The following is a 23,992-nucleotide window of genomic DNA, read 5'->3' on the forward strand; positions in this document are numbered from 1 at the left end:
CAGCCGCCCGTGCGGCCCGCGAGCGGTGCGTCAGGCGGCCGTCCGTGCGGCCCGCGAGCAGTGCGCCACGCAGCCGTCCGTGCCGCCCGCGAGCGGTGCGCCACACAGCCGTCCGGACGGCTCACGGCCGGTCCAGGCGCAGCCGTTCGGCGCGCGGCAGCCCGGCCACCACCAGGTCGTAGGAGTCCTCGACCAGCTCCCGGACCAGGCCGGCGGGGAGGCCGCCGTCCACCGTCACCGTGTTCCAGTGGCGCTTGCTCATGTGCCAGCCGGGGACGATCAGGCCCGGGTGCTGGGCGCGCAGCCGGACGGCGTCGTCCGGGTCGCACTTGAGGTTGACCTTCAGGGGCCGCGCGTCCAGCGCCGACAGCGCGAACAGCTTGCCCCCGACCTTGAAGACCGAGGTCTCGGGGCCGAAGGGGAAGTCCTCCACGGCCGCCTCGAAGGACAGGCACAGGGCGCGCAGCTCCTCGGGGGTCATTCCACCGCCTCCACGGGTTCGGCCGGCGGGGGCGGCGGGCCGACGGGCTCCACCAGCACCGTGACGATCTTGTTCCGGCGGCCGGCCGCCGCCTCGGCCGTCAGCCGCAGCGAACGGCCGTCGGGCAGTTCGACCACCGACGACGCCTCGGCGATCGGCACCCGTCCGAGGGCCTTGGCGAGCAGTCCGCCGACGGTCTCCACGTCCTCGTCGTCGTACTCGCCGAGGTCGTAGAGCTCGCCGAGGTCGGTGATGTCGAGGCGGGCGTTGACCCGGTAGCGGTCGTCGCCGAGTTCCTCGACCGGCGGGATCTCCCGGTCGTACTCGTCGGTGATCTCGCCGACGATCTCCTCCAGGATGTCCTCGATGGTCACGATGCCCGCCGTGCCGCCGTACTCGTCGACGGCGACGGCGACGTGGTTGCGCTGCTGCTGCATCTCGCGCAGCAGGTCGTCGGCGTTCTTGGTGTCCGGCACGAAGAACGCGGGGCGCATCGCGGTGGACACCAGCTCGCTCTCCGCGTCGCGGCTGATGTGCGTCTTGCGGGCGAGGTCCTTGAGGTAGACGATCCCGACGATGTCGTCCTCGTTCTCCCCGGTGACCGGTATGCGGGAGAAGCCGGAGCGCAGGGCGAGGGTGAGGGCCTGGCGGATGGTCTTGTAGCGCTCGATGACCACCAGGTCGGTGCGCGGCACCATCACCTCGCGCACCAGGGTGTCGCCCAGGTCGAAGACGGAGTGCACCATGCGGCGCTCCTCGTCCTGGATCAGCGACTCCTTCTCCGCGAGGTCCACCAGCGCCCGCAGCTCCGCCTCGGAGGCGAACGGGCCGCGCCGGAAGCCCTTGCCCGGGGTGAAGGCGTTGCCGATGAGGATCAGCAGCGACGGGACCGGGCCCATGATCCGGGCCAGCGGCAGCAGCACGTACGCCGCCGCCGTGGCCGTGTTCAGCGGGTGCTGGCGGCCGATGGTGCGCGGGGACACGCCGACGGCCACGTAGGAGACGAGGACCATGACCGCTATGGCGATCAGCAGGGCCTCGGCCGTGCCGTCGAACTCGCGCAGGCACGCGTACGTGACCAGGGCGGCGGCGGCCATCTCGCAGGCCACCCGGACCAGCAGGGCCACGTTGAGGTAGCGGGTCGGGTCGGCGGCGAGCTGCGCGAGCCGGGCACTGCCCCGCCGCCCGGACCGGACGGCCTCCTCGGCGCGGAAACTGGAGATCCGCGCGATGCCGGCCTCCGCGCAGGCGGACAGCCAGGCGACGACGACCAGCGCGAGGGCGCCGAGGACGAGCCCGGGAGTCATGACACGGTCGGCGCCGGGGACGGGCCGGTCAGGCCCTTCTCCGCGCGCCAGCCGTCCACGATGGCGGCCTGCAGACCGAACATCTCGGCCTTCTCGTCGGGCTCCTCGTGGTCGTAGCCCAGCAGGTGCAGCACGCCGTGGACGGTGAGCAGCTGCAGCTCCTCGTCCATGCTGTGCTGCGTCGGCGCCTCGGCGCCCTGCCGGGCGGCGACCTCGGGGCAGAGCACGATGTCGCCGAGCAGGCCCTGCGGGGGCTCGTCGTCGTCCTTGGCCGGCGGGCGCAGCTCGTCCATCGGGAACGACATGACGTCCGTGGGCCCCGGCAGGTCCATCCACTGGATGTGGAGCTGCTCCATGGCGGCGGCGTCCACGACGATCACCGAGAGCTCGGAGAGCGGGTGGATGCGCATGCGCGCGAGGGCGTAGCGGGCGATGTCCAGGATCGCCTGCTCGTCGACCTCGGTTCCGGACTCGTTGTTGACGTCGATCGACATCTGGTGCTCGGTCTACTTCCCCTTGTGCCCGGACCTGCCCCGGCCGCCCTTGTGGACGCCGTTCTGGGTGCCGTGCTCGCTGTCGTACTGCTCGTACGCGTCGACGATACGGCCCACCAGCTTGTGCCGGACCACGTCCTGCGACGACAGGCGGGAGAAGTGCACGTCCTCGACGCCGTCCAGGATCTCCTGGACCTGCCGCAGACCGGACTTGGTGCCGGTGGGCAGGTCGACCTGGGTGACGTCACCCGTGATCACGATCTTCGAGTCGAAGCCGAGGCGGGTGAGGAACATCTTCATCTGCTCGGGGCTGGTGTTCTGGGCCTCGTCCAGGATGATGAAGGCGTCGTTGAGCGTGCGGCCGCGCATGTACGCCAGCGGGGCGACCTCGATGGTGCCGGCCGCCATCAGGCGGGGGATGGAGTCGGGGTCGAGCATGTCGTGCAGCGCGTCGTAGAGCGGGCGCAGGTAGGGGTCGATCTTCTCGTACAGCGTGCCCGGCAGGAAGCCGAGCCGCTCCCCCGCCTCGACCGCGGGCCGGGTCAGGATGATGCGGTTGACCTGCTTGGACTGCAGGGCCTGCACCGCCTTGGCCATGGCGAGGTACGTCTTGCCGGTACCGGCCGGGCCGATGCCGAAGACGATGGTGTGCTTGTCGATCGCGTCCACGTAACGCTTCTGGTTGAGCGTCTTGGGGCGGATCGTGCGCCCGCGCGAGGAGAGGATGTTCTGGGTGAGCACCTGGGCCGGGGTCTCCTGGCCGTCGCTCTCCCCGCTCTCAGTCGCCTTGAGCATGGCGATCGAGCGTTCCACCGCGTCCTCCGTCATCGGCTGTCCGGTGCGCAGCACCAGCATCATCTCGTCGAACACGCGGGACACGAGGGCCACCTCGCCCGGATCGCCGACCGCGCTGATCTCATTGCCCCGGACGTGGATGTCGGCCCCCGGGAAGGCCTTCTCGATCACGCGCAGGAGGGAGTCGCCGGATCCCAGCACGGTCACCATGGGGTGCTGGGCGGGAACGGTGAGCTGGACTCTGGCCTGCTCCTGCGCGGGGGTGTGAGCTGTGGGTGTCTGAGTCATGGGCCGGCGCTGAAGGCCTGCGATTCCTCCTCGTCAGGGCCGCGCAGCTGAGGGCGGCCTCGCGACTCCCAGGGTACGACGCGGGACCGACAACGCCGAAGGGCTTTTCGCGCGTGCGTTCCCGGGGTGCCCCGACGTGGGGAGGCGGCCGTTCCGGTGTCTCGGGGGCCGCCGTCCCCGGGGGGCCGGCGACGTGCGGAGGGAGGCGTCAGGGGGCGCTGCGGAAGCCGATGGTGGGGACCGCCCGCCGCAGCGGCCAGCCGGGGGCCGGTGCGCGGGGGACGAGGCCGTCCAGGAAGGCGTAGCGCCCGAGTTCGGCCGCGTCCTCGCCCTGCACCGACCGCACCTCGCGCCACCAGGCGGCGATCTCGGTCCAGCCGGGCGCCGACAGCGAGCCGCCGAACTCCTGGACGGAGAGCGCCGCGGTGAGGCCGCCGAAGGCGAGCCGGTCGGCCAGCGGCCAGCCGGCCAGGCTGCCGGCGACGAAGCCGGCCACGAACACGTCGCCCGCCCCGGTCGGGTCCAGCGCCTCGACGGCGATGGCGGGCACCTCGGCGGTCTCCCCCGTCCGCCGGTCCACCGCGTACGCCCCGTCCGCGCCGAGGGTCACCACGGCGACCGGTACGTGCTCGGTGAGGGCGTGCGCGGCGGTCCGGGGGCAGTCGGTGCGGGTGTAGCGCATGGCCTCCTCGGCGTTCGGCAGGAACGCCTCGCAGTGCCGCAGGTCGGGCAGTCCGGCCAGGGACCAGGTGCCGGTGTCGTCCCAGCCGACGTCGCCGAAGACGCGGGTGCCGCGGCGGGCCGCCTGGGCGATCCAGGGGGCGCTGCGGCCCGGCGTGAGGGAGGCGACGGCCGCCCGGGCGCGGGGCGGGCAGGTGGGGGCGGGTTCCTCGGGGGGCGGTTCGTGGCCGTGGGAGACCATGGTGCGCTCGCCCTCGTAGGCCATGGAGACGGTGACCGGGGAGTGCCAGCCGGGGACGGTGCGCGAGGGGCCGAGATCGATGCCCTCGCCGTGGGCGAGGGTGTCCCAGCAGTACTCCCCGTAGTGGTCGTCGCCGAAGGCGGCGGCGAGGGTGGTGCGCAGGCCGAGGCGGGCGAGGGCGGTGGCCATGTTGGCGACGCCGCCGGGGCTGGAGCCCATGCCGCGCGCCCAGGACTCGGTGCCCCGCACCGGCGCGGAGTCGAGGCCGGTGAAGATGATGTCGAGGAAGACGGTGCCGGTGAGGTAGACGTCGCAGGGCGGGTCGTCGCGGGTGCGCAGCGCGGCGAGCGGGTCGAGGTGCGTGCGGTCCCGAGCCGGCGCCCTGCGCGCGGCGGTGTCGTCGCTGTTCCGTTCTCCGGCCGGTCCGGTGGACGCCATCACGGTGCGCTCCCTGACATGGTGCGGATCAGGCCAGTCTGCACCACGCCGCCGACATCGCCGCGGTCATCGCGCCGGAGCCGCTCCCACCTGCCGGAACGGCGCCCCGGGAGGCGGGCGGCGCGCACTGCTACCCGGTACGGGAATCCGCAAACCAAAGTGTGAGGTGGATCACATCCACGATCCACCCGAATCGCTTCTTCCGCTTGATACAAATTGCCGGCGCGTTCCCGTCCGTCGACGGTCGTCGCTCCCACCCCGCTTTCCGTACCCTCCCCTTCGCACGCCCCGGGAACGCCCGTGTTCGCCCCTCGCACCACCCCCTGGCCCCTCGTCGCCCTGTTCACGGCCGGGTACCTCGCCCCGTATCTGCTCCCCACCACCGTCGGCCGGCTGGAACGGGGGCTGGACCTGTCCCCCACCCAGGCGGGCGCCGTCGGCAGCGCGCTGCTGCTGAGCTCCGCCCTCGCCGGCTTCCTGCTCGCCGCCCGCGTCGAACGGGCGGGTGCCCGCGCCCTCGCCCGCCTCGGACTCGTCCTGGCGGTGGTCGGCTACGGCGGGGCCGCGCTCACCACCGCCGTCCCCGCCGTCGTCGCGGGCGCGGTGATCGGAGGGTTCGGCTCCGGTACGGCGACGACCGTGGCGGCCACCCGGATCGCCGCCGAGCCGGATCCGCACCGCGGGTCCACCCTGGGCCTGCTCAGCGTCTCCGCGCTGGCCGGCGTGGTGTACCTGACGGTGCCTCACCTCCCGGGCCACGGCCTCACCCTGGCGGCCATCGCGCTGACCGCGCTCGCCGTGTGGCCGCTGACGTCCCGGCTGCCCGGCCCGGCACCCGTCGCGCACCGCGCCGCCCCCGGCACCGGCCGGCTGCCGTACCGGCGGTCGGGGATGGTCCTCGCGGGTGCCATGGTGCTGTGGTCGCTGGCGCAGAACGCCCTGTGGGGCATGAGCGGACGGATCGGCGTCACCCAGGCCCGTCTCAGCGAGCCCACCGTCGGTGCCGTCTTCGCGGTGTCGCTGGGCGCCGGGCTGCTGGGCGTGCTGGCCGCGGGTGCGCTCGGGGCGCGGCTGGGGCGGGCGCTGCCGATCGGCGGCGGCACGGTGCTCATCGCGGGCTGCATCGCGCTCACCGCCTCCGCGAACGGGCTGACCGGCTTCGCCGTCGGGGAGATCGCCTGGAACACCGTCTACCCGGCGGTCCTGTCCTACCTGATCGGCCTCGCCGCCTCCCTGGACCCGCGCGGCCGGTGGGCGGTGCTGGTCGGGTCGGCCTCCTCGCTGGGCACGGCGGCCGGTCCGCTGACCGGGAGCCTGCTGTCCGCGCAGGCGGGGTTCCCGGTGATGGGCGCGGTGCTCGGCGCCGGACTGCTGGTGGTCGCCGTGCCCCTGACGGCGGTGGCCCTGCACACCGGCGGCCGTCCGCTGCTGCCGGGCGCGGTCCGCCGGCGCGGCGGGCACCCGGCGGCCGTGGTGGTCGCCGCGGCCCCCGGCACCCCGGCGGGCGCGGTCCCGGAGGTCGGCGCCCCCGAGCAGGAGGTCGTGGAGATCCCCCTCGACGGCACCCCCGCCCCCGCCCGCGGCGCGTACGACACGGCGGCGGCGGCCCGGGCGCCAGGGGCGGTGTGAGCCCGGGAGCGGTGTGAGCCCGGGGGCGGTGTGAGCCCGGGGGTGGCGTGTCCCCGGGGGCGGACGTCCGCCGCTCGCGCCCTGCTCCGCCCGGGGTGGCTGTGGCTCGGGCGCACCCGCGGCGCCGCCCGTCACGCCGTCGCGTCTCCCGTTCGTACCGGCTGCCGCGATGTCTCCGGTGGAGATCGGCCACGGGCCGTACAGATAGTGTGATCGGCTCCCGAGGGGTCCGGTGGTGTACCGGACGCGGGTGGATCCATTCACGTCGATCAGGGGGCAAGTGTGGCGGTGAACCGGGGAGTTGCCGGTATCGCGGGAGTCGGGTTCCTCCTCATGGCTGTCGCGGGCTGCGGCTCGGGCAGCACGGGAGGAGAGCGCGCGGCCGACAAGGGAGCACAGCGGAAGGAAGCGACGAAGGCCGACCCGGTGACCCTGGCGACCGATGCCCGGACCGTCGTCTTCACCGATGACGACGACGAGTACCGGCTGCGGGTCACCCCGAAGAGCCTCGTCCGCGGGTCGGAGTCCGATCTCTCCGGCGTCCGCCTGGACGACGGCCTCAAGGGCGGGCGGCCGTACTACCTCACGGTCTCCGTCACCAACGCGGGCGAGACGGATCTGACCTCCCCCGACCTGGTGGGCCACCTCTCGGTGGCCGGCGTGGACGGCTGGCCCGGCAAACGCCTGACGATCTTCCGCGGTGGCGGTTCGGCGCTCTCGGACCACTGCCCGAAGGGGAACCCGGAGACGCTCGCCGCCGGCGCGACGGCGGAGGTCTGCACGCCGGTCGTGCTGGCCAAGGGCCTGGAGCCCGCGGCCGTCGCCTACCAGGACGACTCGGGCACGGCCCTGTGGGAAGCGGGCGACGGGAAGGGCCGCTCCAAGGGCGTGGCGGAGCTGGGCGAGCCGTTGGAGGCCGACGTCGAGGACTCCGACGGCAACACGGTGCGGGTCGAGGCGGTCGCGCGGAGCATGCGCAAGGGCAGCCTCGACCACCTGAGCCGCTACACCCTCAAGACCGGCGGCCAGAAGCTCGTCCCGTACTACGTCACGATCGAGTACGGCAACAAGGGCGAGCACGACCTCTACCCGGACATGCAGGACGACGTGCTCCTGCAGACCGTCGCCGGGCAGCAGATCAGGAAGCTGACCCTGATCGACATCGGCGGCCCCGGGATGAGGCAGTGCCCGGACCAGCTTCCGGACGAGATGCTAAAGCCGGGCGCCAAGGTCACCCAGTGCTCGGTCCACCTGGTGCCCGAGGGCGACAGGCCGGCCGCCGCGTTCTGGATGACCGGCGGGGCGGACGCGGGCCACATCGCCTGGCGCGCCTCCGGCGACGACAAGAACTGACGACAAGAGCTGAGGGCGAGCCGGCGCCGACCGGAGCCACCCCTGCGGAAGCGACGGACGAGTCGGCCGTGCGGGGTGGCCCCGGCCCCGGACCGGTGGCCCGGGCCCCTAGCCGAACGCGTACGCCTCCACCTCGGCCAGGTACCGCGCCCGGCGTTCCTCGTCGTCGTCGAGGAAGGCGGAGAGGAAGGAGTTGCGGGCGAGGTCGCGCAGGCGCTCCGGGCCGAGGCCGAGGGTCTCGGCGACGGCGTCGAAGGTGTCGCCGACGTAGCCGCCGAAGTAGGCCGGGTCGTCGGAGTTGACCGTGCACATCAGGCCCGCGTCCAGCATCGCGGGCAGCGGGTGGTCGGCGAGGGTGTCGACCGTGCGCAGGCGGACGTTGGACAGCGGGCAGAGCGTCAGCGGCACCCGCTCGCGCACCAGCCGTGCCACCAGCGCGGGATCCTCCACGCAGCGCAGCCCGTGGTCGACGCGTTCGACGCCGAGCACGTCCAGGGCCTCGGTGATGTACTCCGGCGGGCCCTCCTCCCCGGCGTGGGCGACCCGGCGCAGGCCCAGCGCGGCGGCGGCCTCGTACACCTCGCGGAACTTCGCGGGCGGGTGGCCGACCTCGGCCGAGTCCAGGCCGACGCCGGTGATGCGGTCCAGGTGGGGGCGGGCGGCCTCCAGGGTGGCCAGGGCGGACGCGGCGGACTCGTCGCGCAGGAAGCACATGATCAGGCGGGTGGAGACGCCGTGCCGCTCCTCGCTGCGGCCCAGGGACTGCCAGAGCCCGTCGACGACCGTGTCCAGGGGGACGCCGCGCGCGAGGTGGGCCTGCGGGTCGAAGAAGATCTCCGCGTGGCGGACGCCCTGGGCGGCGGCGCGGGCGAGGTAGGCGTCGGCGAGGTCCTCGAAGTCCCGTTCGGTGCGCAGCACCGCCATCAGCGCGTAGTACAGGTCGAGGAAGGACTGCAGGTCCTCGAAGCGGTACGCCTCGCGCAGCGCCTCGGTGCCGGCCCAGGGCAGGGTGAGGCCGTTGCGGGCGGCGAGCTCGAAGGCCAGCTCGGGTTCGAGGGTGCCTTCGATGTGAAGGTGCAGTTCGGCTTTGGGTACGGGCATCGAAGCATCGTACGACCGGGCGCCTGGGGACCGTGTCAGCGGCGCTTGGGCAGCGGCACCCGGAGCAGGTCGTGGGCCACGGTCAGCTCGCCCTCGAAACCGGCGGCCCTGGCCTGCCGCTCGAACTCCGCCGGGTCGGAGTAGCGCTGGCTGAAGTGGGTGAGCACGAGGTGGTGCACGCCCGCGTCCCGGGCCGCCCGGGCGGCCTGACCGGCCGTCAGGTGACCGTGGTCGGTGGCGAGTTCCTCGTCCTCGTCGAGGAAGGTCGACTCGATGACGAGCAGGTCGCAGCCCTCGGCGAGCGCGTGCACCCCGTCGCACAGCCGGGTGTCCATGACGAACGCGAAGCTCTGCCCGCGCCGTACCTCGCTGACGTCCTCCAGCCGGACCCCGCCGAGGACGCCGTCCCGCTGGAGGCGGCCGATGTCCGGGCCGGTGATGCCGTGCGCGGCGAGCCGGTCCGGGAGCATGCGGCGCCCGTCGGGCTCGGTGAGCCGGTAGCCGTAGGACTCCACGGGGTGGGAGAGGCGGCGCGCATCGAGGGTGTAGCCGGGGGTGCGGGCGATCGGGCCGTCCGTGTCGACGGGGGCCTCGGTGAGGGCGACGGTCTCGCGGTAGGCGGTGGCGTAGCGCAGCCGGTCGAAGAAGCGCTGCCCGGAACGCGGGTAGTGGGCGGTGATCTCGTGCGGGACCCGGTCCAGGTTGATGCGTTGGATGACCCCGGCGAGGCCGAGGCTGTGGTCGCCGTGGAAGTGGGTGACGCAGATCCGGTTGAGGTCGTGCGCGGCGACCCCGGCGCGCAGCATCTGCCGCTGCGTGCCCTCGCCGGGGTCGAACAGGATGCCCTCGCCGTCCCAGCGCAGCAGGTAGCCGTTGTGGTTGCGGTGCCGGGTGGGGACCTGGCTGGCGGTGCCGAGCACGACCAGTTCGCGTACGGACATGTGACGGCCGGTCCGGACTATCCGGGGGGCCATTCGAGGCCGCGGCCGCCCAGCACGTGGGCGTGGGCGTGCCAGACGGTCTGGCCGGCGCCGCTGCCGGTGTTGAACACGATGCGGTAGCTGTCCAGTTGCTCCTGGTCGGCGACGGCCTGCGTCTCGCGCAGCACGTCCGCCGCGATGTCGGGTGCCGCCGCGGCGAGGGCCGCCGCGTCCTGGTGGTGTGCCTTGGGGATCACCAGGACGTGGGTCGGCGCCTGCGGGTTGATGTCCCTGAACGCGACGGTCGTGTCCGTCTCGCGGACGATCGTCGCCGGGATCTGTCCTGCGACGATCTTGCAGAACAGGCAGTCGTCCTGCGGCTCGCCTGCCATGGGTGTGCCTCCTCGGCCCCGGATGATCGCTTACCGGGGCATCGTATCCGCCGGGGCCGCGCGAGGGCCCGCGGTCAGGGCAGCGCGGGCGGCTCCTTGGCCGGGTTCTCCTCCAGGGCGGCGAGCGCGATGCGGACGGCCTCGTCGAGCTGGGGGTCGCGGCCCGCCGCGTGGTCCTGCGGGCGCTGCACCACCTCGACGTCGGGGTCGACGCCGTGGTTCTCCACGCCCCAGCCGTAACCCTCCAGCCAGAAGGCGTACTTGGGCTGGGTGACGAGCGTGCCGTCGACCAGGCGGTAGCGGCTGTCGATGCCGACGACGCCGCCCCAGGTGCGGGTGCCGACGACGGGGCCGATACCGAGGGCCTTGATCGCCGCGTTGACGATGTCGCCGTCGGAGCCGGAGAACTCGTTGGCCACGGCGACGACGGGGCCGCGCGGCGCGTCCCGCGGGTAGGACTCGGGCCGCATGCCGCGCGGCAGGTCCCAGCCGACGATGCGCCGGGCCAGCTTCTCCACCACGAGCTGGGAGGTGTGTCCGCCGCGGTTCTCCCGCACGTCGACGACCAGTCCCTCGCGGGTCACCTCGACGCGCAGGTCGCGGTGGATCTGCGCCCAGCCGGGGGCCTGCATGTCGGGGACGTGGATGTAGCCGAGGCGGCCGCCGGACGTCTCGTGCACGTACGCCCGCCGGTCGGCGACCCAGGCGTGGTAGCGCAGCGGTTCCTCGTCGGCGACGGGCACGACGACCGCATGGCGCGGTTCGCCGCCGCCGGCCGGGGAGACGGTCAGCTCGACCGGCTTGCCCGCGGTGCCCACCAGCAGCGGGGCGGGGCCGGTGACGGGGTCGACGGGCTGTCCGGCGACGGCGACGATCGCGTCGCCGGGGCGGACGGCCACGCCGGGCGCGGCGAGCGGGGAGCGGGCGTCGGGGTCGGAGGTCTCCGAGGGCAGGATGCGGTCGACGCGCCAGCTGCCGTCCTCGTGGCGGGAGAGGTCCGCGCCCAGCAGGCCCTGCCGGGGGCCGTCGCCGTGGCCGCCGCGCGGGGTGACGTAGGCGTGCGAGGTGCCGAGTTCGCCCTGCACCTCCCAGAGGAGGTCGACGAGGTCGTCGTGGGTGGCGAGGCGGTCCAGGACGGGGCGGTAGCGGTCCAGGACGGCGTCCCAGTCGACGCCGTTGAGGTCCGGGTGCCAGAAGTGGTCCCGCATGATGCGGCCCGCCTCGTCGAACATCTGCCGCCACTCGGCGGCGGGGTCGACGAACTGGCGGACGCGGCCGAGGTCGACGGTGATGTTGCCGTCGCTGTCGTCGCCGTTCGGGGCGCGCCGGTCGCTGGGGACGACCTTGAGCCGCCCGTCGGTCCACAGCAGCACCCGCTTGCCGTCGCCGCTGACCTCGAAGTGGTCGGCGTCCGCGGCGAGGTGCTCGATGCGGTGCTGGGCGAGGTCGTAGCGCTCCAGCTCGGTCCTGGGATCGGGGTCGTCGGGGGTGGCGCGGGAGGCGCCGAGGACGCCGCGCACCGGGTGGCGCAGCCACAGCACCCCGTCCTTGGCGGCCCGCAGGTGGGAGTAGCGGGCGGCCTCGACGGGGAACGGCACGATCCGGTCGGCGAGGCCGTCCAGGTCGATGCGGGTGGTGGGGGTGCCCTCGCTGTCGGGGGTCTCCTCGCGGTCCGGCGTCTCGAAGGGGCGGCCGTGGCGCTGCGGGCCGAACGGCGACGGGGTGGTCGCGGCGAGGGTGATCAGGTGCGGCCGGGCGCCCTCGACGAAGGCCAGGTCGAAGACGTGCTCGTCGTAGACCGGGTCGAAGGCGCGGGTGGACAGGAACGCCAGGTGCTTGCCGTCGAGGGTGAAGGCGGGCGCGTAGTCCTGGAAGCGCAGCGGGGTGGCCTCGGTGACCGACAGGTCGGTGGTGTTGGCGAGGCGGATCTGGCTGAGCGGGCGCGGGCCGGGGTGGGACCAGGCGAGCCAGCCGGAGTCGGGCGAGAACACCAGCCCGGAGACGTCGCCGTTCTCGCTGCGGTCGACCTCGCGGACCTCGCCGGTCTCCCGTTCGACGAGGAGCAGCCGGCCGTCGTGGGAGGCGACCGCGGCCCGGCTGCCGTCGGGCGCCATGGCCAGGTCCAGGACGCGGCCGAGGCGTCCGGCGGCGATCCGGCGGGGGGTGGCGCCCGGGGCGAGGCCGGTGGCGGGCGCGAACTCCAGGGCGTCGTCGCCCTCGGCGTCGGTCACCCACACCACCCACTCCTCGCCGTCCGCGCGGAAGGTGCGCGGGCGCCGGGCCCGGACGCCGGGGGTGGCGGCCAGGGCGCGGGCGGGGCCGGAGCGGTGGGTCACCCAGTGGACGGTGCCGCGGACGCAGACGGCGCTGCCGCGCGCGGTGTGGTCGGGGGACGCGGAGCCGAACCAGCGGGCGGCGTTGACCGGGAAGGGCTGGAGGTCGACGCGCTGGCCGCCGAGCCGGATGTCGAGGCGGCGCGGTTCGGCGCCGTCCAGGTCGTCCAGGATCCACAGTTCACCGGCGCTGGAGTACACGACGCGGGTGCCGTCGGTGGCGGCGTGCCGGGCGTAGAAGCCGCCGAGGGGTGTGTGGCGGCGCAGGTCGGAGCCGTCGGCGAGGGAGGAGTACAGGGCGCCGGTGCCCTCGTGGTCGGAGAGGAAGGCGATCCGGTCCGCGCCCACCCACAGCGGGTACTCGATGTTCCCGTCGAGGTCCTCGTGGAGGCGGACGAACTCGCCGTCGCCCTGGCGGTCGATCCACAGCTTGCCGGCCGTGCCGCCCCGGTAGCGCTTCCACCAGGCGGCCTCCCGGCCCATCTGCGCGGACAGCAGCACGGTGGCCGGGCCGAACGCCAGGTCGCCGACGGGGCCGTGGGGCAGCCGGGTGGCGGGTCCGCCGTCGAGCGGGACGGCGTGCGCCCAGGTGCGGCGGATGCCGGGCTGGCCGTGGGTGGTGACCGCGAGCACCTGCCCGTCGGAGGTCCAGCCGCGCACCTGGGTCTTGACGCTCCCCCAGTACGTCAGCCGCCGGGCGGGCCCGCCGTCGACGGGGGCGACGTGCACCTCGGGGGCGCCGTCGCGGGTGGAGGTCCAGGCGACGGTGGTGCCGTCGGGCGAGATGCGCGGGTGGGCCACCGGCACGTTCTCGGCGCTCACCCGCCAGGCCCGGCCGCCGTCGAGGGGGGCGAGCCACACGTCGTCCTCGGCGGTGAAGGCGACCAACTCGCCGTGCGGATGCGGGAACCGGAGATACGCGGCGGATGCGTCCGATGCAGGCTGTGTCACCCGATCACCCTACGCACGCGGCGGCGGCCCCGGCCAGGGGTTTCGATCACTTGCCCTCGACGGGACGGCAGGAGGGGTACTGCTCGCACCACACGGTGGTGGTGACGGTCACCGTCACGGTGGGGCGGGGGCCGTCGTCCGGGGCCTGTCCGACGGGTGAGGGGGTGGTGGCGTCGCAGTCGCCGAGTCCGTCGACCCGGAAGCGCTGCCTGCCGTCCACCTTCGCGACGATGTTCCCGCGCACGCAGGCGCCGTTGACGGCGTGGGTGATCCGGCCGGTGACGGTGATGTCCTTGCCGTCGTCGGTCTCGCCCTCGCAGTCGACGGAGGCCACGGTCCTCTCGCCGGAGGACGCCGAGGCGCCGCTCCGCTCCCCGAAGTCCGCGGTGCAGTTCAGCCACCGGACACCGGCCTTGCGCCGTTCCAGCTCCTCGGTCACGGTCTCGTCCGTGGTGTACGCCACGGCGGCGGAGCTCAGTCCGCCCGGCTCGCACGCGACGAGGCCGCCCACGGCGAGCACGGCACCTCCCGCCATGAGCACCGGCCGCAGCCAACTCCTTGCCAGCACCCGCATGAACGGCAGACTGCCACCCTCCAGGGCCCGGCGGTAGGGCGCATTCGGCCGCGCCACGAGCCCCCGCGCGCGGCGTCCGCCCGCGCCGTTCGGGCGGCGGGCCGGGGTCGCGGGCGGGCGTCGGGCGGCCCCCGGCGCGTCGGGACGGCACCGTCCGGTCCCGCACGGTGGAGGCGGGTCAGCCCCAGCGTCCGGTGCGGCCGAGCAGCAGGGCCGCCGCGGCCGTCCCGGCGGTCGACGTGCGCAGCACGCTCCGGCCCAGCCGGCACACCCGCGCACCGGCCCCGGCGAACAGGTCCAGCTCCTCGGGCGACACGCCGCCCTCGGGCCCGACGACCAGCACGATGTGCCCGGCGTCCGGCAGCGGTGCGCTCGCCAGCGGCTCGGTCCCGGTCTCGTGCAGCACCGCCGCGAAGTCCGCCTCGGCGAGCAGGGCCGCGACCTGCTTGCCCGTGGCCGGGTCCGCGACCTCGGGGAAGCGCACCCGGCGGGACTGCTTGCCCGCCTCCCGCGCGGTGGCGCGCCACTTCCCGAGGGACTTCAGTCCGCGCTCGCCCTTCCACTGAGTGATGCACCGGGAGGCCGCCCACGGCACGATCGCGTCGACGCCGACCTCGGTCATCGTCTCCACGGCCAGCTCGCCCCGGTCGCCCTTGGGCAGGGCCTGGACCACGGTGAGGCGGGGCGCTTCGGGCTCCTCGGTGACGACGTCGGCGAGGCGCACGAGCAGCCGGTCCTTGCCCTCGGTCCCCTCGACCCGGCCCTCGGCCCAGCGGCCCGCGCCGTCGGTGAGGACGACGTCCTCCCCGGCCCTGAGGCGTTTGACGGAGACGGCGTGCCGGCCCTCCGGCCCGTCGAGCACGTAGGGGCCCGCCGGGTCGGCGTCGAAGCCGTCGACGACGAACACCGGCGCGGTCATCGGGCACCTCCGTCCGACAACGCCGTCCGGGCGGCGGCGAGTTCGGCGGCCAGCACCTCCACCAGCCGCCCGGCGGGCAGGTCCCGGGCCAGCCGGTGGCCCTGACCCGCCCACAGCGCCATGCCCTGCGGGTCGCCGGCCTTGGCCGCCGCCTTGCGCAGGGGCGCGGCGAGGTGGTGGACGTCGGGGTAGGCGGCGGGCGCGTAGGGGCCGTGCTCGCGCAGGAAACGGTTGACCAGGGCGCGGGCCGGGCGGCCGGAGAAGGCCCGGGTCAGCTCGGTGCGGGCGTAGAGGGGGTCGGTGAGGGCGTGCTTGTGCGCCTCGTGCGCCCCGGACTCGTGGGTGGCGACGAAGGCGGTGCCGAGCTGGGCGGCGTCGGCCCCGGCGGCGAGCACCGCGGCGATCTGGCTGCCGCGCATGATGCCCCCGGCGGCGACCACGGGGATCGAGACGGTCTCGCGGACCTGGGCGAGCAGGGACAGCAGCCCCAGGGCGGAGCCGTCGGCCTCGGGGGCGTCCCGGTGGGTGCCCTGGTGGCCGCCCGCCTCGGCGCCCTGGGCGATCACCGCGTCGGCGCCCGCCCGTTCCACCGCCAGGGCCTCCTCGGGGGTGGTGGCGGTGGCCAGCGTGTACGTGCCGGCCCGGCGGAGCGCTTCGAGGGCCTCGGGGGCGGGCACGCCGAAGTGGAAGGACACCACCGGCACCGGGTTGTCGAGCAGCACGGCCAGTTTGGCGTCGTAGCCGTCGTCGCGCCCGCTGTCGGGGTCGCCCAGCTCGGTCTCGTACCAGGTCGCCTCGCCGGCCAGCTGGTGCGCGTAGACGCCGACGGCGGCGGGGTCGGGGGTCTCGGGCTGGGGCATGAACACGTTGACGCCGAAGGGGCGGCCGGTCAGTCCGCGCAGCTGCTTGATCTCCTGGTACATCCCGTCCGCGGTCTTGTACCCGGCGGCCAGGAACCCGAGCCCGCCCGCGTCGGACACGGCGGCGGCGAGGCGCGGCACGGCGACCCCTCCCGCCATCGGGGCCTGCACGATCGGGTGCGGGAGGAGATCGGTCAGCGCGGAGGACATGACGGCATGTTGTCACGTCCTCGGGACGAGTCCGAATTGGCCCTTCCCCCTGGCACATTCCGTTCGACGGGAGGTCGGGAGAGGTCGAGGGGAGGTCCGGCGGGAGGTCCTGTGGGAGGGCCGGAGAGGGCTCGGACCGGCCGGGGTCCGGCTCGCGGGAGCGGTCGGGGGCCGGGCCGGGACCGGTCACGGACCGGTCCCGGGGCGCCGGTCAGCGGCCGTTGAAGGCGTCCTTCAGGCGGGAGAACAGGCCCTGCTGGCCGGGCTGGAACTGCCCCTGGGGACGCTCCTCGCCGCGCAGCTTGGCCAGTTCCCGCAGCAGGCGCTCCTGCTCCGGGTCCAGCTTGGAGGGGGTCTGCACCTCGACGTGCACGATGAGGTCGCCCCGGCCGCCGCCGCGCAGGTGCGTGACACCCCGGCCGTGCAGCGGGATCGACTGGCCGGACTGGGTGCCGGGCCGGATGTCGACCTCCTCCATGCCGTCCAGCGTCTCCAGCGGCACCTTGGTGCCGAGGGCCGCCGCCGTCATGGGGATGGTCACCGTGCAGTGCAGGTCGTCGCCGCGCCGCTGGAAGGTGGGGTGCGGCAGCTCGTGGATCTCGACGTAGAGGTCGCCGGCGGGACCGCCGCCGGGACCGACCTCGCCCTCACCGGCGAGCTGGATGCGGGTGCCGTTGTCGACACCGGCCGGGATCTTGACGGTGAGGGTGCGCCGGGAGCGGATGCGGCCGTCGCCGGCGCACTCCGGGCACGGCGTGGGCACGACCGTGCCGAAGCCCTGGCACTGCGGGCAGGGGCGCGAGGTCATGACCTGGCCCAGGAAGGACCGGGTGACCTGGGAGACCTCACCGCGGCCGCGGCACATGTCGCAGGTCTGCGCGGTGGTGCCGGGCGCGGCGCCCTCGCCGCTGCACGTGGTGCAGACGACGGCGGTATCGACCTGGATGTCCTTGGTGGTGCCGAACGCGGCCTCGTCGAGCTCGACCTCGATGCGGATCATCGCGTCCTGGCCCCGGCGGGTGCGCGAGCGCGGTCCGCGCTGCGAGGCCGTGCCGAAGAACGCGTCCATGATGTCGGAGAAGTTGCCGAAGCCACCGGCCCCGAAGCCGCCCGCGCCGCCGCCGGCCGCCTGCGCCAGGGGGTCGCCACCGAGGTCGTAGACCTGCTTCTTCTGCGGGTCCGACAGCACCTCGTAGGCGGCGTTGATCTCCTTGAACCGCTCCTGGGTCTTCGGATCCGGGTTGACGTCCGGATGGAGCTCGCGGGCGAGCCGCCGGAACGCCTTCTTGATCTCTTCCTGCGACGCGTCGCGGCGCACGCCGAGTACGGCGTAGTAGTCCGTGGCCACTACGACTCCGCCAGGATCTGTCCGACGTACCGTGCCACTGCGCGTACCGCTCCCATCGTTCCCGGGTAGTCCATGCGGGTCGGTCCGACCACACCCAGTTTGGCGACTGCTTCGCCGCCCGAACCGTAGCCGACCGACACGACGGACGTGGAGTTGAGTCCTTCGTGGGCGTTCTCATGACCGATACGGACGGTCACGCCCGGATCCTTCGCCTCGCCGAGCAGCTTGAGGAGCACGACCTGCTCCTCGAGTGCCTCCAGGACGGGCCGGATCACCAGGGGGAAGTCGTGCCCGAAGCGGGTGAGATTGGCGGTGCCGCCGATCATCAGCCGCTCCTCGTTGTCCTCGACGAGGGTCTCCAGGAGGGTGGAGAGCACGGTCGACACCGCGCCCCGGTCCTCCGGGTCGAACGCCTCCGCGAGGTCCTCGACCAGGCTGGGCACGTCGGTGAACCGGCGGCCCGCGACCCGGCTGTTGAGCCGCGCCCGCAGGTCCGCCAGGGACGCCTCGCCGAAGGGCGCCGGGCAGTCCACCAGGCGCTGCTCGACCCGGCCGGTGTCCGTGATCAGCACGAGCATCAGGCGGGCCGGGGCGAGCGACAGCAGTTCCACGTGCCGCACCGTCGAGCGGGTCAGCGACGGGTACTGCACGACGGCCACCTGCCGGGTCAGCTGCGCGAGCAGCCGCACCGTGCGGGCCACCACGTCGTCCAGGTCGACGGCGCCCTCGAGGAAGTTCTGGATGGCGCGCCGCTCGGGCGGGCTCATCGGCTTGACCCCGGCGAGCTTGTCGACGAACAGGCGGTAGCCCTTGTCGGTGGGGATGCGCCCGGCGCTGGTGTGCGGCTGGGCGATGTACCCCTCGTCCTCCAGGGCCGCCATGTCGTTGCGCACGGTGGCCGGGGAGACGCCGAGGTTGTGCCGCTCGGTGAGCGCCTTGGAGCCCACCGGCTCCTCGGTGCCGACATAGTCCTGAACGATGGCGCGCAGCACCTGGAGCCTGCGTTCACTGAGCATCGCGCACACACCTCCAGAAGCGATCCGCCGCTGCCCGTTGCTGGTCCTGGCACTCTTCACATGCGAGTGCCAGACTTCCCCGGCCCAGTGTACGGCCGGGGAGTACGCCCCGGGCAAGGCCCGGCCCGACGGGTTCGCGCAGGTGGGCGTTCTGCCCGCTAGCGTCGCGGTATGACCTCGGTTCGGGATGTGTCGGGATGGGAACGGGTGGCGCCGGGGGTGTTCCGGTGCCGCCTTCCGGTGTGGGACTGCACGGCGGGGCTCGTCGCCGGTACCGGTGGCGCCCTGCTGGTCGACGCCGGTTCGAGTCTGCGCGAGGGCGCGCGGGTGCGGGCCGAGGCGCAGGCGCTCGCCGGGCGGCGTGTGACGCATCTCGCGCTGACCCACCCCCACTTCGACCACGTGCTGGGGGCGGCGGTGTTCGCGGGCGCGGAGGTGTTCGCGGCGGCCGGCCCGGCGGCGGCGTGGTCGGCGGAGGCGCTGCGCGTCGACGCGGTGCGGCACGGGCTGGACGAGCGGGAGGCGGCCGGGGCGGCGGACGCGCTGGTCCGGCCGGGGCACGAGGTGTCCGGCGACGTGGCCGTGGACCTCGGCGGCCGGGAGGTGGTGCTGGTGGACGCGGGCCCCGGGCACACCGCGCGGGACCTCGCCGTCCTGGTCCCGGGCGACCCGCCCGTGGTCTTCTGCGGCGACCTGGTGGAGGAGTCGGGCGCGCCGCAGGCCGGCCCGGACGCGGTGCCGTCCCGCTGGCCGGACGCCCTGGACCGGCTGCTCGCCCTGGGCGGCCCGGACGCGCGGTACGTGCCCGGTCACGGGGCGGTGGTCGACGCGGCGTTCGTGCGCGCCCAACGCGAGGCGCTGGCGGCCCGGTTCGGCGTGTCGCGCCGGCCGTGACGGGGGCTGCCTCGTATCGTCGGCAGGATGCGCCAGTACTCCGCCGACCTGACCCCTCCCTGGAAGAAGTCCGGCCCGGTGCCCGAGGTGCCCGCCGACCCCGGTCTGGTGGTCGAGGAGCCGGGCACCGGTTTCTGCGGTGCGGTGATCCGCTGCGAGGCCGGCACGGTGACCCTGGAGGACCGTTTCGGCAAGCACCGGGTGTTCCCGCTGGAACCCCGCGGCTTCCTGCTGGAGGGCCGGGTGGTGACGCTGGTGCGGCCCGCCTCCGGGCCGTCCCGCCCCAGCCGTACGGCGTCCGGCTCCGTCGCGGTGCCCGGCGCCCGGGCCCGGGTCGCCCGCGCCGGCCGCATCTACGTCGAGGGGCGGCACGACGCGGAGCTGGTCGAGAAGGTGTGGGGCGACGACCTGCGCATCGAGGGCGTGGTCGTGGAGTACCTGGAGGGCGTGGACGACCTGCCGTCGGTCGTCGAGGAGTTCTCCCCCGGCCCCGACGCGCGCCTGGGCGTCCTGGTCGACCACCTCGTGCCGGGCTCCAAGGAGTGGCGCATCGCCGAGGCGGTGACCAGTGAGCACGCACTGGTGGTGGGCCACCCGTACATCGACGTCTGGGAGGCGGTGAAGCCGTCGTCGGTGGGCATCCCCGGCTGGCCCCGGGTGCCGCGCGGCCAGGACTGGAAGACGGGGGTGTGCCGGGCACTGGGCTGGCCGGAGAACACCGGGGCGGCCTGGCAGCACATCCTGGGCCGGGTCCGCTCGTACAAGGACCTGGAGCCCGAGCTGCTGGGCCGGGTCGAAGAGCTGATCGACTTCGTCACGGCGCCCGCCGGCTGAGGCGGACGCCCGCGGTCAGTCCACCAGGTCCCGCACCACCGCGTCCGCCAGCAGCCGCCCGCGCAAGGTGAGGGCCGCGCGGCCCTCCTCGTACGCGGCCGGCCGGAGCAGCCCGTCGCGCAGGGCCCGGCCCGCCGCCGCCAGGCCGTCCGCGCGCAGGAGGGACAGGGGCACGCCCTCCTCCAGCCGCAGCTCCAGCAGAATCCGCTCCACCCGCCGGTCCTCGTCCGACAGCAGCTCCCGGCCGGCGCCCGGCGACCGGCCCTGCGCGAGCGCCGCCGCGTACGCGCCCGGGTGCTTGACGTTCCACCACCGCACGCCGCCCACGTGGGAGTGCGCGCCGGGGCCCGCGCCCCACCAGTCGGCGCCCCGCCAGTACAGCTCGTTGTGCAGGCAGCGCCCGGCGTCCGAGGTCGCCCAGTTCGACACCTCGTACCAGGCGAAGCCCGCCGCGGTCAGCGCCTCCTCGGCGATGAGGTAGCGGTCGGCGTGCACGTCGTCGTCGGTCATCGGGACCTCGCCGCGCCGGATGCGGCGGGCGAGCTGCGTGCCCTCCTCGACGATGAGCGCGTACGCGGAGACGTGGTCCGGCCCGGCGCCGACCGCCGCGTCCAGGGAGGCCCGCCAGTCGTCGTCGGACTCGCCGGGGGTGCCGTAGATCAGGTCCAGGTTGACGTGGTCGAAGCCGGCGGCGCGGGCCTCGGCGACGCACGCCTCGGGACGACCGGGGGTGTGGGTGCGGTCCAGCACCTTCAGCACGTGCTGCCGGGCGCTCTGCATGCCGAACGAGATCCGGTTGAAGCCCCCCTCGCGGAGGGCCGCCAGGTAGGCCGGGTCGACGGACTCGGGGTTCGCCTCCGTGGTCACCTCGGCGTCGGCGGCCAGCCCGAACTCGTCCCGGATCGCGTCCAGCATCCGCACCAGGTCAGCGGCGGCCAGCAGGGTGGGGGTCCCGCCGCCGACGAACACCGTGCGGACCTCGCGCGGGTCGTCGCCGAGCACCTTCCGCGCCAGCCGCACCTCGTCGACGAGCGTGGCGGCGTAGTTGTCGCGGGAGGCCAGCACGCCGCCGGAGCCGCGCAGCTCGGTGGCGGTGTAGGTGTTGAAGTCGCAGTAGCCGCAGCGGGTCGCGCAGTAGGGGACGTGCAGGTAGAAGCCGAGGGGCCGGTCGGCCGCCCCGGCGAGGGCGGAGGCGGGCAGGGCACCGTCGGCGGGGACGGGCTCGCCGTCGGGGAGTGCGGAGGGCATGTGCTCCATTGTCCCGCACCGGCGGTGTCACTCGGCCTGGAGCACCATCAGGGCGAGATCGTCGGCGGGCGGGCTGTCACCGAAGTCGTGGACGAGCCGGGTCAGGCGCTCCGCGGTCGTTCCGGCGTCGAGGCCGGCGCAGCTCGCCAGCGCCACGGCGAGCCCGTCCCCGTCGTCCAGTTGCCGCGAGCCGGAGCGCCGCTCGGTGACACCGTCGGTGACGCAGAGCAGGGTGTCGCCGGAGCGCAGCTCGAAGGAGTCGCTGCCGTACGCGGCGTCCTCGACGACGCCGAGCAGGGTCTGCGGCCGGGCGACCGTGCGGACGATGCCGTCCGGGGCGAGGAGCAGCGGCAGGGGGTGCCCGGCGGAGGCGACGGTGCAGCGGACCCCGCCGTCGACGGGGACGAGTTCGCCGTAGAGGAGGGAGAGGAAGCGGGTCTGGGGGCCGTCGCCGGGCGCGGTGGGGCGGGCCCCGGCGGCGACCAGGGCGCGGGCGGCGGCGTCGGCGGCCTCGGTGGCGTCGTCCAGCAGCAGCTGGTTGAGGCGGTCGAGGACGTCGGCGACGCGGTAGCCCTCGCGGGCCAGCAGCCGCAGCCAGGGCCGGACCAGGCCGATGACGACGGCCGCCTCCGGGCCCTTGCCCTGGACGTCGCCGACCGCGAAGCACCAGCGGCCGCGGCCGGCCGGGAAGAGGTCGTAGAAGTCTCCGCTGGGCCCGCCCTTGTCGCAGGGCTCGTGGACGAGGGCGCTGCGCAGGCCCGGGATCTCGGCGACGGCGCCGGGCAGCAGCCCGCGCTGGAGCACGGAGCTGATGGTGGCCTGCCGCGCGTACTGGCGGGCGGCGCCGATGGCGAGCGCCACGCGCCGGCCGAGGTCCTCGACGAGTCCGGTGACCTCGTCGGGGAAGCGGTCGACGCCGGCCCGGCCGATGACCAGGGTCCCCACGGACCACCCACCGGCGACGAGCGGGTAGGCGAGGGCGGTGCCGGACGAACCCGCGTCCGCGGGCTGATCGGCAGAGGGACCCGGAAACGGGGCGGCGGACGGGGCGGCGGACGGGACGGCGTCGGTGTCGAGGGCCTTGGCGGGCCAGGGGTAGGGGGTGGGGCCGGGGCGTAACGGGTCGGGGAGCTGGGGCGGGTCGCGGTCCAGGGCCGCGTGCAGTTCCTCGATGAGGTGCTCGCCCGCGTGCCAGACCCGGGCCGGACCGCCCGCGTGGGCGGCCCGGCCGCCGCCCCAGCCGCCGTGCGGGGTGGCCTCGTCGGCCAGCCACACCGCGCACCAGTCCGCCAGCCGGGGCACGATCAGCTGACCGGTGAGGGCGGTGACCAGGTCCTCGTCCAGCTGCCCGGCGAGCAGGTCCGACGCCTCGGCCAGGAACGACAGCGCCCCGCGCCCCAGCCAGGCACCCTCGGCACAGCTCCGGCGGGCGGGCGGGTTGTCGGCGGGGGCGCCGGGAGTGCCGGGGGTGGTTGCGGGCGGGGTCTGGTGAGGGCTGCGGGGGGCGGGTGAGCGGCCGACGGCCGGGGTGCCGTGCGGCCCCGAGCCGGTTCCGGCGGAGGTGGCGTCCTCGGCCGGGCCCCCGGACCGTGGGCCCACTCCGGCCGGGGATCCGGCCGCGGCCGGGGTGCCCGCCCCGGCCCCGGAGCCGTGCCAGGCGTCGCCGCCGGCGCGCGCGTTCCTACAGGCCCACGCGTCCCCGTCGGCGCGCGCGTCCTCGCCGTCCCATGCGTCCTCGCCGGCACGGACGTCCCCAAGCTGCGGCTGGCGCTCGTCCCCCGGCTGCGGCTGGCGCTCTCCGGGCGCGTTCGGCGCGTCCGGCGCGTCCGGCGGCGCGGGGGTGGCGTCCTCGGCCGGGCCTCCGGAGGTGCCCGGCGCCTCCCGCGCGGGCGCCCGCGCGTGGTCCCGGTCGTGCGCCGGAGTGCGCTCCGCCGCGTACGCCGCGACGCCCTCCGCCTCCGGGCGGCCCCCGGGCGGCAGCCGGGCCCACACCGTCTTCTCGCCGGGCCGGTAGGTCACGCCCCACACCTCGCAGAGCGCGGCGACCAGGCCCAGCCCGCGCCCGAACTCGGGGACGAGGTGCGGGGCCGCCTCCGGCTCGTGGTCGCGCGGGGGGCGCGAGGGGTGGCGGTCGGTCACCTCGACGACCAGCGCGCCGGTGCCGTCCTCCAGACGGCAGGTGAGCCGTACGTCGGTCCCGGCGTGGACCACCGCGTTGGTGACCAGTTCGCTGGCGACCAGTGCGGCGTCGTCGCCGGCGCGGGCGGTGAGGTGTTCGGCGCCGGGCAGCGCCCGCTCGGTCCATTCGGCGAGTGCCGCCCGCACCACGGCCCGGGCGGAGCCGGGCGCGAGGGGGCTCCCGGTGAGGGTCGCGTCCGCCCGCGCGCGCTCCGGCGCCCCACGGGCGCGCGAGGTGGTCTCCCGTTGGGTCGGAATGGCCCCCATGGGCAGCTCCCCGGGCAGTTCGTACGAAGACACGCCGATCGTTGCCGACAGGGTGACAGACCGACCCCGGCCATGAGCAAGGAGTTACCGAAGTGGGTCGCCATGAGGGGGAACAGTGCTCCACAGGCGGTCAGCGTCGACCAGGACTCGGTCGCGTTCCGATCAGAACAGGGACCGATGCCGACGTCGTGGCCTCAGCCCCGCCCCGGACTCTTCCGCCCGGGCCCCCTCACGGCCCGG

The 23,992-nt window shown here is 74.8% G+C and carries 20 protein-coding genes; 4 read left to right on the forward strand and 16 right to left on the reverse strand.

Annotated elements, in window-relative coordinates:
• Positions 1-121: 121 nt before the first annotated feature.
• From AB0F01_RS03305 to AB0F01_RS03325, 5 genes are all read right to left on the reverse strand, one after another.
• Positions 122-481 (reverse strand): MmcQ/YjbR family DNA-binding protein, encoded by a 360-nt coding sequence (locus AB0F01_RS03305; RefSeq protein ID WP_362089421.1) that lies wholly within the window; start codon positions 479-481, stop codon positions 122-124.
• Complete coding sequence (locus AB0F01_RS03310; protein WP_362089423.1) at positions 478-1,788, reverse strand: hemolysin family protein; 1,311 nt, start codon at positions 1,786-1,788, stop codon at positions 478-480. Before AB0F01_RS03310 ends, AB0F01_RS03305 begins: the two co-directional genes overlap by 4 nt.
• On the reverse strand, positions 1,785-2,282 hold the full coding sequence (gene ybeY, locus AB0F01_RS03315; RefSeq protein WP_362089425.1) for an rRNA maturation RNase YbeY: 498 nt from the start codon (positions 2,280-2,282) through the stop codon (positions 1,785-1,787). The genes AB0F01_RS03310 and ybeY overlap by 4 nt, the downstream gene beginning before the upstream one ends.
• A 12-nt stretch (positions 2,283-2,294) precedes the next feature.
• Entirely contained in the window at positions 2,295-3,365 is a 1,071-nt protein-coding gene (locus AB0F01_RS03320) for a PhoH family protein (protein ID WP_362089427.1), read from the reverse strand.
• A 208-nt stretch (positions 3,366-3,573) separates the two neighbouring features.
• Positions 3,574-4,725 (reverse strand): PfkB family carbohydrate kinase, encoded by a 1,152-nt coding sequence (locus tag AB0F01_RS03325; protein ID WP_362089429.1) that lies wholly within the window; start codon positions 4,723-4,725, stop codon positions 3,574-3,576.
• Positions 4,726-5,025: 300 nt separating this feature from the next.
• On the opposite strand from AB0F01_RS03325, the gene AB0F01_RS03330 reads away from it, so the two are divergent.
• Positions 5,026-6,354, forward strand: coding sequence for an MFS transporter (locus AB0F01_RS03330; RefSeq protein ID WP_362089431.1), 1,329 nt, complete (start codon positions 5,026-5,028; stop codon positions 6,352-6,354).
• A 333-nt stretch (positions 6,355-6,687) separates the two neighbouring features.
• Complete coding sequence (locus AB0F01_RS03335) at positions 6,688-7,707, forward strand: hypothetical protein (protein WP_362089433.1); 1,020 nt, start codon at positions 6,688-6,690, stop codon at positions 7,705-7,707.
• A gap of 108 nt (positions 7,708-7,815) precedes the next feature.
• Here AB0F01_RS03335 and AB0F01_RS03340 read toward each other — a convergent pair whose 3' ends face one another.
• From AB0F01_RS03340 to hrcA, 9 genes are all read right to left on the reverse strand, one after another.
• A complete protein-coding gene (locus AB0F01_RS03340) occupies positions 7,816-8,808 on the reverse strand; it encodes an adenosine deaminase (protein WP_362089435.1) in 993 nt (330 codons plus the stop codon).
• A gap of 35 nt (positions 8,809-8,843) precedes the next feature.
• The gene (locus AB0F01_RS03345) at positions 8,844-9,749 is read right to left on the reverse strand and encodes a ribonuclease Z (protein ID WP_362089437.1); all 906 of its coding nucleotides are present in this window, start codon (positions 9,747-9,749) and stop codon (positions 8,844-8,846) included.
• A gap of 17 nt (positions 9,750-9,766) precedes the next feature.
• The gene (locus AB0F01_RS03350) at positions 9,767-10,120 is read right to left on the reverse strand and encodes a histidine triad nucleotide-binding protein (protein WP_362089439.1); all 354 of its coding nucleotides are present in this window, start codon (positions 10,118-10,120) and stop codon (positions 9,767-9,769) included.
• 74 nt (positions 10,121-10,194) lie between these two features.
• Positions 10,195-13,404 carry a S41 family peptidase gene (locus AB0F01_RS03355; protein WP_362089441.1) on the reverse strand — a complete coding sequence of 1,070 codons (3,210 nt, stop codon included), beginning with the start codon at positions 13,402-13,404 and terminating at the stop codon, positions 10,195-10,197.
• Positions 13,405-13,450: 46 nt separating this feature from the next.
• Complete coding sequence (locus AB0F01_RS03360) at positions 13,451-13,978, reverse strand: hypothetical protein (RefSeq protein ID WP_362089443.1); 528 nt, start codon at positions 13,976-13,978, stop codon at positions 13,451-13,453.
• A gap of 178 nt (positions 13,979-14,156) precedes the next feature.
• Complete coding sequence (locus AB0F01_RS03365) at positions 14,157-14,897, reverse strand: 16S rRNA (uracil(1498)-N(3))-methyltransferase (protein ID WP_362089445.1); 741 nt, start codon at positions 14,895-14,897, stop codon at positions 14,157-14,159.
• A complete protein-coding gene (locus tag AB0F01_RS03370; RefSeq protein WP_362089447.1) occupies positions 14,894-15,967 on the reverse strand; it encodes a nitronate monooxygenase in 1,074 nt (357 codons plus the stop codon). The genes AB0F01_RS03365 and AB0F01_RS03370 overlap by 4 nt, the downstream gene beginning before the upstream one ends.
• A 211-nt stretch (positions 15,968-16,178) precedes the next feature.
• Positions 16,179-17,315 (reverse strand): molecular chaperone DnaJ, encoded by a 1,137-nt coding sequence (dnaJ, locus tag AB0F01_RS03375; protein ID WP_362089448.1) that lies wholly within the window; start codon positions 17,313-17,315, stop codon positions 16,179-16,181.
• Positions 17,315-18,331 carry a heat-inducible transcriptional repressor HrcA gene (hrcA, locus tag AB0F01_RS03380; RefSeq protein ID WP_362089450.1) on the reverse strand — a complete coding sequence of 339 codons (1,017 nt, stop codon included), beginning with the start codon at positions 18,329-18,331 and terminating at the stop codon, positions 17,315-17,317. The genes dnaJ and hrcA overlap by 1 nt, the downstream gene beginning before the upstream one ends.
• A gap of 171 nt (positions 18,332-18,502) precedes the next feature.
• Here hrcA and AB0F01_RS03385 point away from each other — a divergent pair, with 171 nt between their 5' ends.
• Together AB0F01_RS03385 and AB0F01_RS03390 are read left to right on the forward strand one after the other, a co-directional pair.
• A complete protein-coding gene (locus AB0F01_RS03385) occupies positions 18,503-19,225 on the forward strand; it encodes an MBL fold metallo-hydrolase (RefSeq protein ID WP_362089452.1) in 723 nt (240 codons plus the stop codon).
• A gap of 27 nt (positions 19,226-19,252) precedes the next feature.
• Positions 19,253-20,059, forward strand: coding sequence for a DUF3097 domain-containing protein (locus AB0F01_RS03390; RefSeq protein ID WP_362089454.1), 807 nt, complete (start codon positions 19,253-19,255; stop codon positions 20,057-20,059).
• 15 nt (positions 20,060-20,074) lie between these two features.
• Here AB0F01_RS03390 and hemW read toward each other — a convergent pair whose 3' ends face one another.
• Both hemW and AB0F01_RS03400 read right to left on the reverse strand, forming a co-directional pair.
• Positions 20,075-21,307 (reverse strand): radical SAM family heme chaperone HemW, encoded by a 1,233-nt coding sequence (hemW, locus tag AB0F01_RS03395; RefSeq protein ID WP_362089456.1) that lies wholly within the window; start codon positions 21,305-21,307, stop codon positions 20,075-20,077.
• 27 nt (positions 21,308-21,334) lie between these two features.
• The gene (locus tag AB0F01_RS03400) at positions 21,335-23,752 is read right to left on the reverse strand and encodes an ATP-binding SpoIIE family protein phosphatase (protein WP_362089458.1); all 2,418 of its coding nucleotides are present in this window, start codon (positions 23,750-23,752) and stop codon (positions 21,335-21,337) included.
• Between the last annotated feature and the right edge of the window lie 240 nt (positions 23,753-23,992).

Origin of the sequence: Streptomyces sp. NPDC029526, assembly GCF_040637405.1 — a bacterium.
In the GTDB taxonomy this organism is placed as follows: domain Bacteria; phylum Actinomycetota; class Actinomycetes; order Streptomycetales; family Streptomycetaceae; genus Streptomyces.

Coding starts and splice junctions, on each gene's coding strand:
- AB0F01_RS03305 (WP_362089421.1), bottom strand. CDS start 481: ATGACCCCCGAGGAGCTGCGCGCCCTGTGCCTGTCCTTCGAGGCGGCC.
- AB0F01_RS03310 (WP_362089423.1), bottom strand. CDS start 1,788: ATGACTCCCGGGCTCGTCCTCGGCGCCCTCGCGCTGGTCGTCGTCGCC.
- ybeY (WP_362089425.1), bottom strand. CDS start 2,282: ATGTCGATCGACGTCAACAACGAGTCCGGAACCGAGGTCGACGAGCAG.
- AB0F01_RS03320 (WP_362089427.1), bottom strand. CDS start 3,365: ATGACTCAGACACCCACAGCTCACACCCCCGCGCAGGAGCAGGCCAGA.
- AB0F01_RS03325 (WP_362089429.1), bottom strand. CDS start 4,725: ATGGCGTCCACCGGACCGGCCGGAGAACGGAACAGCGACGACACCGCC.
- AB0F01_RS03335 (WP_362089433.1), top strand. CDS start 6,688: ATGGCTGTCGCGGGCTGCGGCTCGGGCAGCACGGGAGGAGAGCGCGCG.
- AB0F01_RS03340 (WP_362089435.1), bottom strand. CDS start 8,808: ATGCCCGTACCCAAAGCCGAACTGCACCTTCACATCGAAGGCACCCTC.
- AB0F01_RS03345 (WP_362089437.1), bottom strand. CDS start 9,749: ATGTCCGTACGCGAACTGGTCGTGCTCGGCACCGCCAGCCAGGTCCCC.
- AB0F01_RS03350 (WP_362089439.1), bottom strand. CDS start 10,120: ATGGCAGGCGAGCCGCAGGACGACTGCCTGTTCTGCAAGATCGTCGCA.
- AB0F01_RS03360 (WP_362089443.1), bottom strand. CDS start 13,978: ATGCGGGTGCTGGCAAGGAGTTGGCTGCGGCCGGTGCTCATGGCGGGA.
- AB0F01_RS03365 (WP_362089445.1), bottom strand. CDS start 14,897: ATGACCGCGCCGGTGTTCGTCGTCGACGGCTTCGACGCCGACCCGGCG.
- AB0F01_RS03370 (WP_362089447.1), bottom strand. CDS start 15,967: ATGTCCTCCGCGCTGACCGATCTCCTCCCGCACCCGATCGTGCAGGCC.
- hrcA (WP_362089450.1), bottom strand. CDS start 18,331: ATGCTCAGTGAACGCAGGCTCCAGGTGCTGCGCGCCATCGTTCAGGAC.
- AB0F01_RS03385 (WP_362089452.1), top strand. CDS start 18,503: ATGACCTCGGTTCGGGATGTGTCGGGATGGGAACGGGTGGCGCCGGGG.
- AB0F01_RS03390 (WP_362089454.1), top strand. CDS start 19,253: ATGCGCCAGTACTCCGCCGACCTGACCCCTCCCTGGAAGAAGTCCGGC.
- hemW (WP_362089456.1), bottom strand. CDS start 21,307: ATGCCCTCCGCACTCCCCGACGGCGAGCCCGTCCCCGCCGACGGTGCC.
- AB0F01_RS03400 (WP_362089458.1), bottom strand. CDS start 23,752: ATGGGGGCCATTCCGACCCAACGGGAGACCACCTCGCGCGCCCGTGGG.